This window comes from Arthrobacter sp. B0490, from assembly GCF_002929355.1.
Classification (GTDB): domain Bacteria; phylum Actinomycetota; class Actinomycetes; order Actinomycetales; family Micrococcaceae; genus Arthrobacter_D.
On the sequence record NZ_PJIR01000001.1, the window covers coordinates 605,230 to 621,218 of the forward strand.

At 71.0% G+C, this 15,989-nt stretch carries 14 protein-coding genes; 7 read left to right on the plus strand and 7 right to left on the minus strand.

What is annotated here, in order from left to right; all coding sequences use genetic code 11:
- The first annotated feature begins 2 nt into the window (after positions 1 to 2).
- Both CXQ97_RS02715 and CXQ97_RS02720 read left to right on the plus strand, forming a co-directional pair.
- On the plus strand, positions 3 to 2,159 hold the full coding sequence (locus CXQ97_RS02715; RefSeq protein WP_104179274.1) for a molybdopterin oxidoreductase family protein: 2,157 nt from the start codon (positions 3 to 5) through the stop codon (positions 2,157 to 2,159).
- Positions 2,156 to 3,724, plus strand: coding sequence for an FAD-dependent oxidoreductase (locus CXQ97_RS02720; RefSeq protein ID WP_104179275.1), 1,569 nt, complete (start codon positions 2,156 to 2,158; stop codon positions 3,722 to 3,724). The genes CXQ97_RS02715 and CXQ97_RS02720 overlap by 4 nt, the downstream gene beginning before the upstream one ends.
- Before the next feature lie 227 nt (positions 3,725 to 3,951).
- Here the strand turns inward: CXQ97_RS02720 and CXQ97_RS02725 are convergent, their stop codons facing one another.
- From CXQ97_RS02725 to nirB, 3 genes are read right to left on the minus strand one after another with little or no spacing between them, the layout of a single operon-like run.
- A complete protein-coding gene (locus CXQ97_RS02725) occupies positions 3,952 to 5,073 on the minus strand; it encodes a uroporphyrinogen-III synthase (RefSeq protein WP_104179276.1) in 1,122 nt (373 codons plus the stop codon).
- Complete coding sequence (gene cobA, locus CXQ97_RS02730; RefSeq protein WP_258062158.1) at positions 5,070 to 6,212, minus strand: uroporphyrinogen-III C-methyltransferase; 1,143 nt, start codon at positions 6,210 to 6,212, stop codon at positions 5,070 to 5,072. Before cobA ends, CXQ97_RS02725 begins: the two co-directional genes overlap by 4 nt.
- A 3-nt stretch (positions 6,213 to 6,215) precedes the next feature.
- Complete coding sequence (gene nirB, locus CXQ97_RS02735) at positions 6,216 to 8,894, minus strand: nitrite reductase large subunit NirB (protein WP_104179277.1); 2,679 nt, start codon at positions 8,892 to 8,894, stop codon at positions 6,216 to 6,218.
- Positions 8,895 to 9,120: 226 nt separating this feature from the next.
- Here nirB and nirD point away from each other — a divergent pair, with 226 nt between their 5' ends.
- Together nirD and CXQ97_RS02745 are read left to right on the plus strand one after the other, a co-directional pair.
- Positions 9,121 to 9,483: a nitrite reductase small subunit NirD gene (gene nirD, locus CXQ97_RS02740; RefSeq protein WP_104179278.1), complete on the plus strand. Its 363-nt coding sequence runs from the start codon at positions 9,121 to 9,123 to the stop codon at positions 9,481 to 9,483.
- Between the two features lie 18 nt (positions 9,484 to 9,501).
- On the plus strand, positions 9,502 to 10,311 hold the full coding sequence (locus CXQ97_RS02745) for a sirohydrochlorin chelatase (protein WP_104179279.1): 810 nt from the start codon (positions 9,502 to 9,504) through the stop codon (positions 10,309 to 10,311).
- A 59-nt stretch (positions 10,312 to 10,370) separates the two neighbouring features.
- Here the strand turns inward: CXQ97_RS02745 and CXQ97_RS02750 are convergent, their stop codons facing one another.
- The 4 genes from CXQ97_RS02750 to rplM form a co-directional block, all read right to left on the minus strand.
- Positions 10,371 to 10,988 carry a DinB family protein gene (locus tag CXQ97_RS02750; RefSeq protein WP_104179280.1) on the minus strand — a complete coding sequence of 206 codons (618 nt, stop codon included), beginning with the start codon at positions 10,986 to 10,988 and terminating at the stop codon, positions 10,371 to 10,373.
- Positions 10,989 to 11,075: 87 nt separating this feature from the next.
- Positions 11,076 to 12,434 carry a phosphoglucosamine mutase gene (gene glmM, locus CXQ97_RS02755; protein WP_104179281.1) on the minus strand — a complete coding sequence of 453 codons (1,359 nt, stop codon included), beginning with the start codon at positions 12,432 to 12,434 and terminating at the stop codon, positions 11,076 to 11,078.
- 223 nt (positions 12,435 to 12,657) lie between these two features.
- Entirely contained in the window at positions 12,658 to 13,155 is a 498-nt protein-coding gene (rpsI, locus tag CXQ97_RS02760; RefSeq protein ID WP_055768155.1) for a 30S ribosomal protein S9, read from the minus strand.
- A 40-nt stretch (positions 13,156 to 13,195) separates the two neighbouring features.
- Positions 13,196 to 13,639, minus strand: coding sequence for a 50S ribosomal protein L13 (gene rplM / locus CXQ97_RS02765; RefSeq protein ID WP_104179282.1), 444 nt, complete (start codon positions 13,637 to 13,639; stop codon positions 13,196 to 13,198).
- Between the two features lie 590 nt (positions 13,640 to 14,229).
- Here rplM and CXQ97_RS02770 point away from each other — a divergent pair.
- The 3 genes from CXQ97_RS02770 (at position 14,230) to CXQ97_RS02780 (ending at position 15,966) form a co-directional block, all read left to right on the plus strand.
- Complete coding sequence (locus CXQ97_RS02770; protein WP_104179283.1) at positions 14,230 to 14,466, plus strand: Flp family type IVb pilin; 237 nt, start codon at positions 14,230 to 14,232, stop codon at positions 14,464 to 14,466.
- 76 nt (positions 14,467 to 14,542) lie between these two features.
- Complete coding sequence (locus CXQ97_RS02775) at positions 14,543 to 14,935, plus strand: TadE/TadG family type IV pilus assembly protein (RefSeq protein ID WP_104179284.1); 393 nt, start codon at positions 14,543 to 14,545, stop codon at positions 14,933 to 14,935.
- Positions 14,932 to 15,966, plus strand: coding sequence for a pilus assembly protein TadG-related protein (locus CXQ97_RS02780; RefSeq protein WP_104179285.1), 1,035 nt, complete (start codon positions 14,932 to 14,934; stop codon positions 15,964 to 15,966). The genes CXQ97_RS02775 and CXQ97_RS02780 overlap by 4 nt, the downstream gene beginning before the upstream one ends.
- Positions 15,967 to 15,989: the final 23 nt, after the last annotated feature.

Sequence of the window (15,989 nt, forward strand, 5' to 3'; positions counted from 1 at the left end):
CGATGCAGCAGGCCGGGACCGGACAGCACACGCACTGCCCCTACTGCGCCCTCCAGTGCGCCATGACCGTCACCGCAGGCACGCACGACGGCGGCGCCTCCGTCGACGCGCGCGACTTCCCGACCAACAGGGGCGGACTGTGCCGCAAGGGCTGGTCCGCCGCGGAGCTGCTCGCCCACCCCGACCGCCTCACCGCACCGCTCCTCCGGGACGCCGACGGCGTCCTGCGGGAAGCCCCGTGGGACACAGTCCTGCAGCTCATCGGCGATCGTGTCCGGGACATCCAGGCCCGGCACGGCCGGGACGCCGTCGCGGTGTTCGGGGGCGGCGGACTCACCAACGAGAAGGCCTACACGCTCGGCAAGTTCGCCCGCCTCGCGCTGCGCACGTCCCGCATCGACTACAACGGACGCTTCTGCATGTCGTCGGCGGCCGCCGCGGGCAACCGGGCGTTCGGCGTGGACCGCGGCCTCCCCTTCCCCCTCGAGGACCTCGGTGCCGCCTCCGTGGTCCTGCTCCTCGGCTCGAACGCGGCGGACACCATGCCACCCTTCGTCCAGCACCTGCGGGGGGCGCAGGCCGCGGGCGGCCTGGTCGTCGTCGACCCTCGGCGTTCCGCGACCGCCCGCCTCACCGACCAGGGCAGGGGCGTCCACCTCCAGCCCACCCCCGGCACCGACCTCGTCCTGCTTCTCGGCCTGGCCCACGTCGTGGTGGCCGAGGGACTGGAGGACCGCCGCTTCCTCGAGGCGCGGGCCAGCGGGTACGACGACGTGACGCGCGGCCTCGCACGGTGGTGGCCGGAACGGGTGCAGGGCATCACGGGTGTCCCCGCCGCCTCCCTCCGCGCCGTGGCGAGGCTCCTCGCCGCCGGTGCCCGACGTGGTGCGGAGGGCGGCCACGGTGCCTACATCCTGACCGGACGGGGGATCGAGCAGCACGCGGACGGCACCGACACCACGACGGCCGCGGTCAACCTCGCGCTGCTCCTCGGGCTGCCGGGCACCGCGCACAGCGGCTACGGGACCCTGACGGGCCAGGGCAACGGGCAGGGCGGCCGGGAGCACGGGCAGAAGGCGGACCAGCTGCCCGGCTACCGGAAGATCACCGACCCGGCGGCGCGGGCCCACGTCGCCGGGGTCTGGGGCGTCCCGGAGGAGGCGATCCCCGGGCCCGGCCTGCCCGCCGTCGAACTCCTCGCCTCGCTCGGCAAGCCCGGCGGCACGCACTGCCTCTTCGTGCACGGTGCGAACGTCGCGGTCTCCGCGCCCGACGCCGCGACGGTCGTCGACGGCCTGCGCTCCCTCGACCTCCTCGTCGTGTCCGACTTCTTCCTGTCGGAGACCGCCGCGCTGGCCGATGTGGTCCTGCCGGTCCTGCAGTGGGCGGAGGAGGAGGGCACGGTGACGAACCTGGAGGGCAGGGTCCTGCGCCGCCGCCCGGCCGTCGGGCCGCCCCCCGGTGCCCGCAGCGAGCTGTGGATCATGCAGGAGCTCGCCCGTCTGCTCGAGGCGCCCTCCCTGTTCAGCGAGGACCCGTCCACCATGTTCGACGAACTCGCCCGCGCCAGCGCCGGCGGCCTCGCCGACTACTCGGGACTCGACTACGGGGTGCTCGACGGCGCCGACCCCGCGTACTGGCCGTACCCGGCGGGCTCCACGGGGACGCCGCGCCTGTTCCTCGGCGCCTTCGCCCACCCCGGCGGGCGCGCCGTCCTGGTTCCCGTCTCCCCGCGGGCCGGCACCGCGGCGGCCCGCACGCCCGCCCCGCTGCTCCTGGCCACGGGCCGGCTCCTCGAGCACTACCAGTCGGGCACCCAGACCCGCCGCGTCCCGGCGCTGCTCGCGGCGCAGCCGGCCGCACGGCTCCAGCTCCACCCGTCCACCGCGCACGACCTCGGCATCGCGCAGGGCGACCCCGTGGTCGTGACGAGTGCCCAGGGCGAGGCCCGGGCGCTGGCGGACCTGACCCCCGACATCCGCCAGGACACGGTCTTCCTGGCCTTCCACTTCGCGGACGCCGGCTCCGCGAACCGTCTGACGGGCAGCGCCACCGACCCGGTGTCGGGCATGCCGGAGTTCAAGACGACACCCGTCGGCGTGACGCGCCTGGACTCCGCCGATCCCCTGCACGCCGCCCGACTGGAGGTCGTCGCTTGAATCCGTCCGAGCCCCTCGTCCCGTCCCGCGTCGTCGTCGTGGGCTTCGGGCCCGTCGCGGCGCGCCTCGTCGAACACCTCGAGCCCCTCGTCGCCGCGGGTCGGGTCGCCCTGACCGTTCTCGGACAGGAGCCCGACGCCGCCTACAACCGGGTGCTCGTCGCCGATGTCGCCGTCGGCCGCACCAGCGAGGCCGCCATCGGGCTCGCGGACACGGACACCCTCCGGGCGACGGGCATCGACGTGCGCCTCGGCGCTCGCGTCGACCGGATCGACCGGCCCTTCCGGCGCGTGCTGCTGACCGACGGCGAGGCGGTCGACTACGACCGGCTGGTCCTCGCGACAGGGTCACGGCCCGTCCGTCCGCGGCTCACGGGGCTGGAGGGGCCGGCCGGGTCCGACGACGCGCACCTGCTGCCGCCGGGCGTCAGCTTCCTCCGCGACCTCTCCGATGCCCGGACCGTGGCCGCCGCGCTCGCGGCGCAGCAGCGGATCGTGGTGCTGGGCGGCGGCATCCTCGGCATCGAGGCAGCCCTCGCGGCGGCGGAGGAGGGCGGGCGCGTGACCCTCGTGCATCACGGCCGGTCCCCCATGGAGCGGCTCCTCGGGGACGGTGCCCGGGTACTGGCGACGGCGCTGCGGCAGGCCGGCATCACCGTGGTGGCCGGGACGTCCACGGGGATCGAGCTGGAGCACGGGCACTTCGCGGGTGTCCGGCTGGAGGGCGGCGTCCGGGTCGACGGCGGGGCGCTCGTGCTCGCCTGCGGCGTGCGTCCGCGCACCGAGCTCGCCGAGGGCTGTGACCTGGCGGTCGCGGACGGCATCCTCGTGGACCACACGCTGCGCGCGGTCGGCATGGAGGACATCTGGGCGATCGGCGACTGCGCGGAGGTGTGCTGCCTCCGCAGCTCCTGCAGGGCCTGCGCGGGCGCCACCGCACCCCAGGGCCTCATCGGCCCGGGCTGGCAGCAGGCGGACGACGTCGGGGCGGCCTTCGTGGCGGACCTGTCGGGCGACGGGGGCGTGCCCCTGACCGGATTCCGATCCGCACCCGACCCGGGACCCGGCGTGCGGCGCGACCCCGTCGTCGTGCTGAAGGCCCGGGGCGTCGACGCCGTGGTCGCCGGTGAGACGGACGCCGATCCCTGGACGGTGGAGCCCGGACTCGCGGTGGCCGAGTGGGCCGACCCGGGTCACGGACGCTACGCGAAGATGGTTACCCGCGACGGGGTCCTGACCGGCCTCGTCTGCGTCGGGATGCCGCGCACGGGTGCCGAACTGATCCTCCTGTTCGAGCGGGGCAGCGAACTCCCGGCGGACCGCTCCAGCCTGCTGCGGCTCGACAGCGCCGAGGGGCTGCTGACCGCATCGCCTCCCGGACCCGCCGCCACCCTCTGCCGGTGTGCGGGGGTCACCCGCGGCACGGTCCAGGACTCCGTGGCGGCCGGCTGCACCTCCGTGCAGGACGTCTCCGCCGTCACCCGGGCCGGCACCGGCTGCGGCGGGTGCCACGACGGCATCCGGGCCGTCATCGAACAGCACTTCGCCGCAGCGGTCGCATCGTGACGCCGGTGCCGATCCGGCAGCCCGGGCGCAGCCGGCGTGACATCGTGACGCCGGTGCCGGCTCGAGGACCCGTGCGCTGCAGCGATCGCGTCAGGACGCGGCGACCGCTCGAGAGCCCGTGCGCCAACCGGAGGACTCCGTGGACGGGCACGCCTGCTGCGTCGGCGCCTGCGTCACCCTGCAGGACCCCCCGGGGCTCGATGCGCAGGAGCCGGGTGCTGCGCGCGTCAGACGTTCAGCCGGTACCCCCGCTTGACGACCGTCTCGATCAGGGCCGGGTCGGGCAGTGACTTCCGCAGGCGGTTGACGCTCATGTCGAGGGCGTGGCCCGCACCGGTGGGGGTGAGGAGGTTCGTCAGGGCCTCCCGGCTCAGGACAGCGCCGCGCGCCGACAGCAGGGCCTTGAAGAGCACCAGCTGCGCGGGCGCGAGGTCCACCCGGGCGTCGTCCACCCGCACGGACCGTCCTCGCACCTCGACCTGCCCGGAGCGCGTGCGGAGATGCTCCACGTGGTGCTCCGCGAGGTGGTCGCAGACGAGCCGGATGAGCGCGCCCATGCGGAACCGCTCGGGGACGATCGGCGTGATGCCGGCGTCGAGCAGCGGCTGCGCCGTCACAGGGCCGACGGCGGCGGCGAGGACGCCGTGCCGGAACCTGTGCACCAGGTCCTCCTGCATGCCCTGCTCGGCCGCGGTGCTGAACATGGCGTCGACCGCCGGCGCGCTCGTGAAGGTGACGCAGTCGAGCTGCCCGGTGCACACGGCCTCGATGAGCCGGGGCAGGCGTTCGGAGCCCTCCGGCTTGATCCACCGGTAGGGCGTGACGGTGAGCAGCGTGGCGCCCGCGTCCCGGAGCCGTTCGAGCTGGTGCTCGTCGGCGTAGGCGTGCAGCTGGACGCCGATCGTCAGGCCCGCGAGGTCCTCCTGCAGCAGCTGGTCCACGAGGGTCGCCGTCGTCTCGTCGGAGCTGATGCCGGCGTCGTCCAGCCCTGCCGCACGCACCGCTCCCCTGGCCTTCGGACCGCGGACGTAGATCCGGCCGCTCCCGAGGACGTCGAGGAGGTCGTCGCCCAGTCCTGCGGCGTCGGCGGCCTCGAACCAGCGGCGCATCCCGTACGCGGTCGTGATGATGAAGAGGTCAGGGCGCGCCGACACCACGGCGGCCGTGTCCGCGAGGAGCGCCACGTCCTCCGCGATCGGCGCGATCTTCAGCGCCGGTGCGTGGAAGACGGACGCGCCCCGCCGCTCGAGCGCGTCGATCAGGTCGCCGGACCGGCGGTCCGACGTCACGCCGATGCGGAATCCGGCCAGCTGGCCCCCGGGTCCGTCGGAGCGGATGGCCTCGGTCATGATGCCAGCGACTCGGTGAGCCGCGCGAGGTGCGCGGCACTGCCCTGCAGCTCGAGGCCCACGCGCACCACCTCGCCGATGACCAGGACGGCGGGTGACTGGCAGCGTGCCGCGCCCGCCGCCGTGACGATCGTGGACAGCGTCCCCGACGTCGTCCGCTGCGAGGTGCTGTACCCGCGCTCGACGACGGCGACCGGCATGTCCGGCCGCATCCCCGCCCGGCCGAGACCGGCGACGAGCTGCGGCAGCGTCGAGACGCCCATGAGGACCACGATGGTCCCGCCGAGGCTGGCGAGGTGCAGATGCTCCTCGTCGGTCAGCGGCGCGTGTCCGGAGACCACGGTGAAGAGGTGGCTGACGCCGCGGTGGGTAACGGGGATGCCCGCCGCCGCCGGCACGGCGATCGACGAGCTGATCCCCGGCAGTACGGTGCAGGGCACCCGCGCCTCGAGGCAGGCGGCGAGCTCCTCGCTGCCGCGTCCGAACACGAAGGGGTCTCCGCCCTTCAGCCGCACGACGTGCCGTCCTGCGAGGGCGTGCTCCACCAGGAGGGCGTTGATGCCGGCCTGGGGTACGCGGTGGTGGCCGGGCAGCTTCCCGACGTCGACGAGCTCAGCCGACGGTGCGATCTCGGCCAGCGACTCCGTGGGCCCGAGCCGGTCGTAGAGGACGACGTCGGCCTCCCTCAGCGCGGCCGCAGCGTCGAGGGTGAGGAGTCCCCGGGCGCCCGGGCCACCGCCGACAAGGCTCACGTGCCCGGTGTCGGATGCGGCCGGCTCCCGCGTCAGGAGCGCGCCGGCCTCCCGGCACCGCTGCCGCAGGACATCGTCGTCGTCCCCGCACCCGGGTCCGTCCCCGTCGTGGCGGGGAACCCCGTCGGCATCCTCGGACCCTCCGGGTCCTCCGACTCCGTGGCGTCCGTCGAGCAGCGGGGGCCCGAAGCCGGACGGTGGCGTGCCCGCGCCCTCCACCCTGACGACGAGGGTGGCGCCGTCGAGCGCGCAGAGGGCGGACGCGGCCGTGTCGAAGCGGTCGACGTCGGCTCCGGAGGCGCGGTACCGGGCGACGATCCGCCGTGCCGCGCCCGCGGTCCCGAGGACCACCACGCGGCGTCCGGTCAGGTCGATGTCGAGGTGCACGCCTCAGCCCTCCAGGTTTCCGGTTGCCGGTCCCGTCGGGACGCGGACGGGGATCACTGCTCCCAGACCCACGCGCGCGGCTCCGGCGTCGATCTCCTCCGGCGTCGCGGGGCGGCGCTGGCCGCGCTCCTCGACGAGGACGATCGACTGGTCGGCGGCATCCGGGGCGTTGACGAAGGACCGGAAGCGGCGGAGCCTGTCGGGGTCCTTCAGGGTGGCAGCCCACTCGTCCTCGTAGTGCTCGACGTGGCGGGCCATCGCTGCCTCGAGGTCCGCGGCGATCCCGAGGGAATCGCCGACGACGACGTCGCGCACGTGGTCGAGGCCGCCGTCGAGGTCGTCCATCCAGCGCGCGGTCCGCTGCATCCGGTCGGCGGTGCGGATGTAGTACATGAGGTAGCGGTCGATGTACCGGATCAGGGTCTCGCCGTCGAGGTCCTGGGCGAGGAGCTGGGCATGAGCCGGCTGGAAGCCGCCGTTCCCGCCGACGTAGAGGTTCCAGCCCTGGTCGGTGGCGATCACGCCGACGTCCTTGCTCCGGGCCTCCGCGCACTCGCGGGCACATCCCGACACGCCCATCTTGAACTTGTGCGGGGCCCGCAGCCCGCGGTACCGCAGCTCCAGGTCGATCGCCATGGCCACGGAGTCCTGCACGCCGAACCGGCACCAGGTCGAGCCGACGCAGGACTTCACGTTCCGCAGGGCCTTGCCGTAGGCCTGGCCGGACTCGAACCCTGCCTCGACGAGGATCTTCCAGATCTCCGGCAACTGCTCCAGCCGCGCCCCGAAGAGGTCGATTCGGAGCGCGCCGGTCAGCTTCACGTACAGGCCGAACTGCTCGGCGACCTGCGCGATGACCGCGAGCTTCTGCGGTGTGATCTCGCCGCCCGGGATGCGGGGCACCACGGAGTAGGTGCCGTTGCGCTGCATGTTCGCGAGCGCGCGGTCGTTGGTGTCCTGGAGGGTCCCCCTCCCGCCGTCGAGCACGTACTCGCCGCGCTGGGTGGCGAGGATGGACCCGATGGCCGGCTTGCAGATGTCGCAGCCGTGGCCGGCCTTCGCCTCCTCCGATGCCCCGAAACGGCGGAGCACCTCCTGGAAGGACGCGAGGTCGAGGGCCTGGATGGCTTCGAACAGTTCGGGCCGCGACATCGCGAAGTGCTCGCAGATACCCTTCGGGACGGTGCGTCCGGCCTTCGTGAGTTCGCTGTCGAGCAGCTTCTTGAGCATCGGGACGCAGGAGCCGCACTGCGTCCCGGCACGCGAGCACGCCTTGAGGGACGGCATGTCGAGCGCCGGCTCCGCGGCTGATCCGTCCGCGCCGAGTCCGTGGACTGCGGACCGGCAGGCGCCTGCAGTCACGTTGTTGCAGGAGCAGAGGATGACGTCGTCGGGCAAATCGGACGGCGGGGCCTCGCCTCCCGCGGCGGAGGAGAGGTAGGCGCCGGGCTCAGCGGGCAGTTCACGCCCCAGCAGCGGTCGCAGCGCGGAGTACGGCGCGGCGTCGCCCACGAAGATGCCGCCGAGGAGCGTCTTGGCGTCGTCGGTGACGACGAGCTTCTGGTACAGCCCCCTGGCGGGGTCGGCGTAGACGATCTCGAGGCTGCCGTCGGTCTCCGCGAGCGCGTCCCCGAAGCTCGCGACCTCGACGCCCGAGAGCTTGAGCTTGGTGGCGGTGTCGAAGCCGGGGAAGGTGGAGAGCCCCCCGAGGATGCCGTCGGCGCAGACCTCCGCCATGGCGTTCGCCGGAGCCACCAGGCCCATGCTGACGCCCTCGTAGCTCGCCACCTCCCCGATCGCCCACACACCGGGCATCGCCGTCTCGCAGGCCGCGCTGATCACCACGCCGCCGCGGGGTGCCACCTCGAGCCCTGCATCCCGGGCGAGCTCGTCCCGGGGCCGGATCCCGACGGCGAACACCACGAGGTCGGCCGGGAGGACGGCGCCGTCGCTCAGGGCCACACCGGTGACGCTGCCGGCGTCGTCCGTCTCGATGGCGACGGGCGATCCTCCGCAGTGGATCCCCAGTCCCTTGGCGCTGATGAGCCTGCCGAGCGCCTGGCCGCCGCCCTGGTCGAGCTGCGCGTTCATGAGCCAGCCGGCGCGGTTCACCACGGTGGACGTGGCGCCGAGCTGCTGGAGCCCGCCGGCGGCCTCGAGGCCGAGGAGCCCGCCGCCGATGACGACGGCGCGGGGTTCCCTGCCGAGGCCTGCCGCAAGCCGGGCCGCCTCGGAGCGCAGCCACTGCACGTCGTCGAGGGTCCGGTAGACGGCGGCATGCTCGCCACCCGGCAGGGGCAGGCGCACGGCGTCCGATCCCGTCGCCAGCACGACGTCGTCGTAGGCGTACTTCCCGCCCGATGCGCCCTCGACGCACCGTGCGGCGAGGTCGAGGCGGACGGCCCGCTCCCCCGTGACGAGTCGGATCGCCGGCTCCCGCCACATGAGCGGCTCCCCGAGTCCGAGGTCCACGTCACCGGTCAGCGCGCTGCTCAGCGCCACGCGATCGTACGGTGCATGGGGCTCCTCGGTCAGGACCGTGATGTGCAGTCCGTCGGTACCGCGCCGCCAGAGCGCCTCGACGAATCGGTGGGCGGCAGGGCCGCCGCCGACGACGACGATGCGCCGTTCCCGTGGCGCGGCACCGGCCTCGGCGTGCCGGGGTGATCGGGTCTCGCTCATGTGGTGCCTTCCGTCCGGACCGGGGCGCTCCCGCTGTTCTCCCTCCACGGTACGAAGAGGCAATTTCCCGCATGTGTCGCCGATGTGTCGCAAGGTTAACTTCGGGCTCACGGGCCGGGGCCTCCACCGTGAGGCGGTCGTTACCGCGGCGCAACAGCGCCGGGACCTCGATGACACGTCGGCGGCCTAGCGTTGCAGGAACGCATCAGCCACCGAGGAGAACGCCATGACCGAGCTCATCCTGCAGCGTCCTGCCCCCTCGAACACCACCTGGGTCGCCGTCTGCCGTCTCGACGACCTCGAGGAGTGCTGGGGTGAGGCGGCGCTGGTGGGCCAGGAGCAGATCGCCCTGTTCCGGTTGCCCGGCGGCCAGGTGCACGCCGTCGGCAACATCGATCCGCGGACACGCGCAGCCGTCATGGCGCGGGGGATCGTCGGATCGCGGGGGACGGCACCCACCATCGCCTCGCCCCTCCACAAGGAGGTCTACGACCTGGTGAGCGGGGCATGCCTCTCGGGAGGCGAGGGTCTCCGCGCCTATCCGGTGCGGTGCGTCGACGGCGTTGTCGAGGTCGACGTTGCCGCCTGAACCGTGGACGGTGTTTCAATGGCTGGCATGACCGCTGACCGGGCACCCGACGGCCCACCCGTCCTCATCGCCTGCTCCCACGGCACCGACAACGCGCAGGGTCGGCAGGAGATCGACGCCGTGCGTGCGGGGATCCAGGCGCTCCGTCCGGGGGTGGAGGTCCGCGAGGCCTACGTGGACGTGCAGCAGCCGGACCTCGTGGACGTGGTCGCTTCCCTTCCGCCGGGCCGTCCCGCCGTCATCGTGCCGCTGCTGCTCTCCGTCGGGTACCACGTGAAGGTGGACATCGCCCGGGCTGCGGCGAGCAGGCCCGGAACGGTATCGGCCCTCCCGCTGGGCCCGGACGCGCGGCTCGCCCGGGTGCTCCAGCAGCGGCTCACCGAGTCGGGGGTGTCCGACGCGGACCCCGTGGTGCTCGCAGCGGCGGGCTCCTCCGACGCCTGTGCCGCGGAGGACGTCGCCGAGGTGCAGGCGGTCCTCGCGGAGCTCCGGACCGGCCGGGTGCGGGCAGGTTTCGGCTCGAAGGCCGCCCCTTCCGTCCCCGACGCCGTCACGACCCAGCGGACGTCGGGGCAGCTACCGGTCGCGGTGGCGTCCTACCTGCTGGCCCCGGGCTACTTCCACGACCAGTTGGCGAAGGCCGGCGCCGACGTCGTGAGCGCCCCGCTGCTGCCGAGCCCGGTGATCGCGGAGATCGCGCTGTCCCGGTACGACGACGCCGTCGCGCGCCTGCTGGACGGGTCCTCGTACGCCGTTGCCGGCTGCGACAGGCCGTGCCGGGCGCAGGTCTCGTCGTGCGTACGCGGCGGCATCGCCCGCGTGGACTGACGGCGGTCGACGGGGCGGTCCGGGCCCCTGGCCCGTAGCCACTCGCCACGGGCGTCGTCTCAGCCCTCCCCGCCCGACGCCGCACGGGCGGCGGCGTCGACGCGTCGCGCGTGGGCGGTGCGTCCCTCGGCGGTGAGCGCACCGAGGTTGGGGTCACCCGGTCCACGCCCGATCGATCCGTCGATGAGCTCGCGCAGGATGTCGGCGTGCCCCGCGTGCTGGGCGGTCTCCGAGACCATGTGGACGAGGATCTGGTGCAGCGTGACGGAGCGCCGTTCCTCGGGCCACCACGGCACCGCACCGGGCGCGTCGAGCGGCAGCGCCCCGATGGTCGAGTCGCTGTGGGCGGCCGAGAAGGCATGGAGGTCGAGGATGGCATCGCGGGACTCCTCGGGCGTCGCCCACATGTCCGCCTCCGGCTCGGCGTCGTCGGCGAGCCAGGGCAGCAGCCGTCCGCTCGGACGCCCGAAGACCTCCCCGAAGTAGTCGAGCTGGACGGACGCCACGTGCTTGACGAGTCCGAGCAGGTTGGTGCCGGAGGGCACGAGCGGGCGGCGGATGTCGTACTCGCCCAGCCCTTCGAGCTTCCCGACGAGGTCCTCCCGCCGTCGCCGAAGGTACAGGAGCAGGGTCGCCTTGTGGAGGTCCTCGGTGTCGTCCGGGATGCTGGTGTTCATGCGGGCACCGTAGCCGGGCGGGGCGCACCCTGGAAGGAAAGATCCCGTGCGTTCCTGGACCGGGTCGGGGGGTGAGTCACCTACCCGTCAGACGGCCGGCTCGAGGGACAGGCGTTCCTGGACCGTCGCGGCGAGTTCCTCGGCGATGCGCTGGGCGGTCCCGATGTCGGTCGCCTCGACCATCACCCGCACCACCGGCTCGGTACCGGACGGACGCAGCAGCACGCGACCGGTCTCGCCCAGTGAGGCCTCGGCCTCGCGCACGGCATCCTGCACGCCCTCGTCGGAGTTGGCCGCAGTGCGGTCCACCCCGCGGACATTGATGAGCACCTGGGGAAGCCTCGTCATGACGGACGCCAGTTCCTTGAGGCTCTTGCCCGTCCCGTTCATGCGTGCGGCGATCTGCAGGCCCGTGAGGACGCCGTCGCCCGTTGTCGCGTGGTCGGCGAAGATGACGTGGCCGGACTGCTCGCCCCCGAGGCTGTAGTCGCCGTCGCGCATCCCTTCGAGGACGTAGCGGTCCCCGACCGCTGTCTCCTTGATGGTGATGCCGGCATCGCGGAGCGCGATCTTCAGTCCGAGGTTGCTCATCACGGTGGCCACGAGCGTGTCCTCCTTGAGCTTCCCGGCGTCCCTCATGGCGAGGGCCATCACGGCCATGATCTGGTCGCCGTCGACCACCGTGCCTTCGTGGTCCACGGCGAGGCAGCGGTCGGCATCGCCGTCGTGGGCGATGCCGAGGTCCGCGCCGTGCTCGAGGACGGCGTCCTGCAGTTTCCCGAGGTGGGTGGAGCCGTAACCGTCGTTGATGTTCACGCCGTCGGGGTCGGCGCCGATGACGACGATATCCGCACCGGCGTTCCGGAAGACCTCGGGTGAGCAGCCGCTCGCAGCACCGTGGGCGCAGTCGATGACGACCTTGAGACCTTCGAGCCGGTTGGGCAGTGTCTTGAGCAGGTGGACCACGTAGCGGTCCTCGGCGTCGGCGAAGCGCTGGATGCGGCCCACGTCGCCGGCGACCGGGCGGCGCTTGGGACTGGCCATCTCCTCCTCGATGGCGTCCTCGAGCGCATCGCTGAGCTTGTTGCCGCCCCGGGCGAGGAACTTGATGCCGTTGTCGGGCGCAGGGTTGTGGGAGGCGGAGATCATGACGCCGAAGTCGGCGTCCAGGTCGGCGACGAGGAAGGCCGCGGCCGGCGTGGGCAGCACCCCGGCGTCGTACACGTCCACACCGGAACTCGCGAGGCCGGCCTCGACCGCGGCGGCGATGAACTCGCCGCTGATGCGGGGGTCGCGGGCGATCACAGCGGTGGGACGGCGTCCGCCGTCGACGGCGTTGTGACCGAGGACGACGGCGGCGGCCTGGGCCAGCTGCAGGGACAGTTCCGCCGTGATCAGGCCGTTGGCCAGACCGCGCACGCCATCGGTGCCGAATAGTTTACTCATCGTTGATCATCCTAAGTGAAGTACCGAGGGCCGCCCAGGCGGGTCCCCAACAGGTTAAAGCAAGATGCCCGTCCGGAAAGTCCGGACGGGCATCTGCGCGTGTCCTTCCCCGAAGGAGATCTGGACCCGACCCTACGCAAGGGAGCGTGGAGCCAAGTGCCGAATCCGGCCGAGGGGCCCCGGGAGAAATCGCGCCGGCGATTTCTCCCGGGGTAGGCAGGATCTAGCGCTTGGAGTACTGAGGCGCCTTGCGTGCCTTCTTGAGACCGGCCTTCTTGCGCTCGATGACGCGGGCGTCACGGGTCAGGAAGCCTGCCTTCTTGAGGGCGGGGCGGTTGTTTTCGCGGTCGATCTCGTTCAGCGTGCGCGCGACACCGAGGCGGAGGGCACCGGCCTGGCCGGAGGGTCCACCACCGTGGATGCGGGCGATGACGTCGTAGGCGCCGTCGAGCTCGAGGAGCTTGAAGGGGTCGTTGACTTCCTGCTGGTGCAGCTTGTTCGGGAAGTAGTCGGCGAGCTCGCGCCCGTTGACGATCCACTTGCCGGTGCCGGGGACGAGGCGCACGCGGGCGACAGCTTCCTTGCGGCGTCCGACGGCTCCGCCGCCTACGGTCAGCGCAGGGCGCTCCTTGACGGCGGTCTCGCTGCCTTCGGTGGACTCTGAGGTGTAGCTCGTGAGCTCCTCAGTCGGTTCATTCAGCTCTTCAGTGTTCTGAGCCACGGTTCTCCTTGAAGTGATTTCTTAGTACTGGTGGTCAGGACTACTGGGCGACCTGGGTGATTTCGTATGTCTTGGGCTGCTGCGCCGCGTGGGGGTGCTCGGCGCCACGGTAGACCTTCAGCTTGCCGATCTGCTGAGCGGCGAGTGAGTTCTTGGGGAGCATGCCACGGATGGCCTTCTCGACTGCGCGCTCCGGGTTCTTGTCCAGGAGTTCGACGTAGCTGGTCGACTTCAGGCCGCCCGGGTAGCCCGAGTGGCGGTAGGCGCGCTTCTGCTCGAGCTTGGAGCCGGTCAGGGCAACCTTCTCGGCGTTGATGATGATGACGAAATCGCCCATGTCCATGTGGGGGGCGAAGGTCGGCTTGTGCTTTCCGCGGAGCAGGATTGCGGTCTGGCTGGCAAGGCGACCCAGGACGACGTCGGTTGCATCGATTACGTGCCACTGACGGGTGATGTCGCCTGGCTTCGGGGTGTACGTACGCACGGTTATGGCCTTCGTTTCTATTTCGGTGTCGCCCTTGGTTCCGGAAGCATCCGTACCCGCGGGCTCAGCTTATTTATGCGCTACCGGAACTTCAGGTGAGGGCTGAAATACGACCAGTTATCCCGCAACACTCGGCTCCGCCCCCGGGCCAGGTGGTTCTGCAACTGAACCGCTCCGAAGGACGCAGACGTATCGAGCTGGGATACGCACAACGACTACCAAGAGTACCGTGCCGCACTGGCGCGGGTCAAAATGGGCCGGCGGTGCTAGCGGGCTGGCTGCAACAGTCCCGTGGACCTTGCGGCCGCAGGAGCTGCCGGGCATGTTTCCTGCACGGTCCCAGCCCGCCGGATGCACCCGAGCCCAGGAGTTACGGTGGCGCTCCACCGGGCCGACTTGGAAGCGCTCACTCGGGCCAATAGAGACCTCCGAGGGTAGTGGAAGCGCAGGTTCTGCTCAGGGTCTGTGCAGTTCTGCGAGCGTTGGAGCAGGATCAGGGCAGATCCGGTCCTGCGTGTTCCGCGGTTGCTAATTTTCTGGCAGTGCTGGCGCTGGGTCAGCCGCTCGAAGTCCCCCTCAGGAGTCCCAACATGTTCCTCGTGTCGAACACCCGCATGCACATCCTCCCCCGCCTGGTGCGCAAGGAAGACGGCGCCACCGCCGTCGAGTACGGCATCATGGTCGCCCTCATTGCAGTCGTCATCATCGCTGCGGTCACGCTGCTTGGTGGGGGTCTGAAGGAAACCTTCTCAAAGGCTCAGTGCAGCGTCAATGGAAAGACCTACACTGCAGCGGTTGCTCCAGCGACAACCGGCACCTGCGCCTAGATCGAGTTCCCGTGATGGTGGCGGCCGCCTCTGACTGCCACCATCACGTCCGTCACAATCCATGGCCAGGAGCAACGTGAGCACGAACGCGGAAAGAGGAGCGGCGGCTGTAGAAATGGCGCTACTTCTGCCGGTCCTCATCCTTCTCCTCCTGGGCATCATGGAATTTGGACGCGCGTTCGGCGCTCAGGTGACACTAACCAGCGCAGGTCGAGAAAGCGTTCGGGTCATGGCGATCTCGAAGGATGAACTGCAGGCGAAGAACTCCGCTGTCGCAGCAGCCTCGACGCTGCGTCCAGCTTTGACCGCCTCTAACGTTGCCATAGCGGTCCCCGGAGCAACATCCGGGGACCGGTGCCCCGCAGGAAGTACTGCCACAGTGACGATCACGTACTCCCTGAGTACCCTGACGAACATTGCCGGGCCGTTCTCGATGACCGGCAGGGCGGTCATGCTGTGCGGGGGATGAGATGCAGCAAGAATCCCAGAGATGCAAGTCACGAAGAAGGCGCCGTCAGCGTCCTCGTCGCTCTCCTCATGGTGGTTCTCCTCGGCTTTGCCGCGCTCGCCATCGACATCGGCATGATCGCCTCCGAGCGCGCACAACTGCAGAACGGTGCGGATGCTGCGGCCTATGCTGTAGCCCAAAAGTGCGCCGCAAACCCGGCCGATTCTCTGTGCGAGACGAACTCAAGCCTCGCGTCGAGCCTCGCAAACCAAAACGCACTTGATCAGAAAAGCAACATCAAGCAAATTGTCCTGGACAAGCCGGGACGCAAAGTCTCCGTGACAGCGGGAGCACTCCAAACCGGAGGCACACCCAATCGGCTGTCCCTCCTCTTCGCCAACGTGCTCGGCATCAGTTCGAGCGAGGTGACGGCGACCTCCAGCGCGATCTGGGGCAGCCCGACGAAGGGCACCGCGCCTTTCCCGTTGGCCTTCTCCATCTGCCAGGTGCAGGGCCAGGTCGGTGGATCGTTGCAACTCCTCCAGGCACACGGCGACAACGCGAATCCGGATTGCAACTACGGCCCCTCCGGCGCCGTGGTACCCGGCGGATTCGGCTGGCTCACCCAGTCGTCCGGCCAGTGCGGCGCCTTCGTCGATATCGCGGTGCAGTTGGGTGGTGGCGACACCGGCAGCGACGGACCGAGCAACTGCGACACCATCCTCAACGGCTGGGCAGCGGACATCGACGCCGGCAGGCCCGTCACGGTCCTCCTCCCGGTGTTCGACCGGGTGACCGGCACCGGGGCCGGAACCCAGTACCACCTGGTCTACTTCGCGGCCTATGACGTGAAGGGGTGGGCTTTCTCCGGTAACAACCATCTTCCGATGACGTTCAACCCCTCCGTGACCGACGGATCGGTCACCAGGAACTGCAACGGGAACTGCCGCGGCATCATCGGAAAATTCATCAACTATGTCTCCCTTGCCGACGGTTACACGCTGGGACCCGTCACCAGCGGCGGAGTCACCATCGTCCGGCCCGTGCTCTAAGTGATCGCTAGGAAAGTATCCCC

Excerpts from the sequence above, each read along its gene's own strand:
- CXQ97_RS02715 (WP_104179274.1), top strand. The coding sequence starts at position 3 with ATGCAGCAGGCCGGGACCGGACAGCACACGCACTGCCCCTACTGCGCC.
- CXQ97_RS02725 (WP_104179276.1), bottom strand. The coding sequence starts at position 5,073 with ATGACCGAGGCCATCCGCTCCGACGGACCCGGGGGCCAGCTGGCCGGA.
- nirB (WP_104179277.1), bottom strand. The coding sequence starts at position 8,894 with ATGAGCGAGACCCGATCACCCCGGCACGCCGAGGCCGGTGCCGCGCCA.
- nirD (WP_104179278.1), top strand. The coding sequence starts at position 9,121 with ATGACCGAGCTCATCCTGCAGCGTCCTGCCCCCTCGAACACCACCTGG.
- CXQ97_RS02745 (WP_104179279.1), top strand. The coding sequence starts at position 9,502 with ATGGCTGGCATGACCGCTGACCGGGCACCCGACGGCCCACCCGTCCTC.
- CXQ97_RS02750 (WP_104179280.1), bottom strand. The coding sequence starts at position 10,988 with ATGAACACCAGCATCCCGGACGACACCGAGGACCTCCACAAGGCGACC.
- glmM (WP_104179281.1), bottom strand. The coding sequence starts at position 12,434 with ATGAGTAAACTATTCGGCACCGATGGCGTGCGCGGTCTGGCCAACGGC.
- CXQ97_RS02770 (WP_104179283.1), top strand. The coding sequence starts at position 14,230 with ATGTTCCTCGTGTCGAACACCCGCATGCACATCCTCCCCCGCCTGGTG.
- CXQ97_RS02780 (WP_104179285.1), top strand. The coding sequence starts at position 14,932 with ATGAGATGCAGCAAGAATCCCAGAGATGCAAGTCACGAAGAAGGCGCC.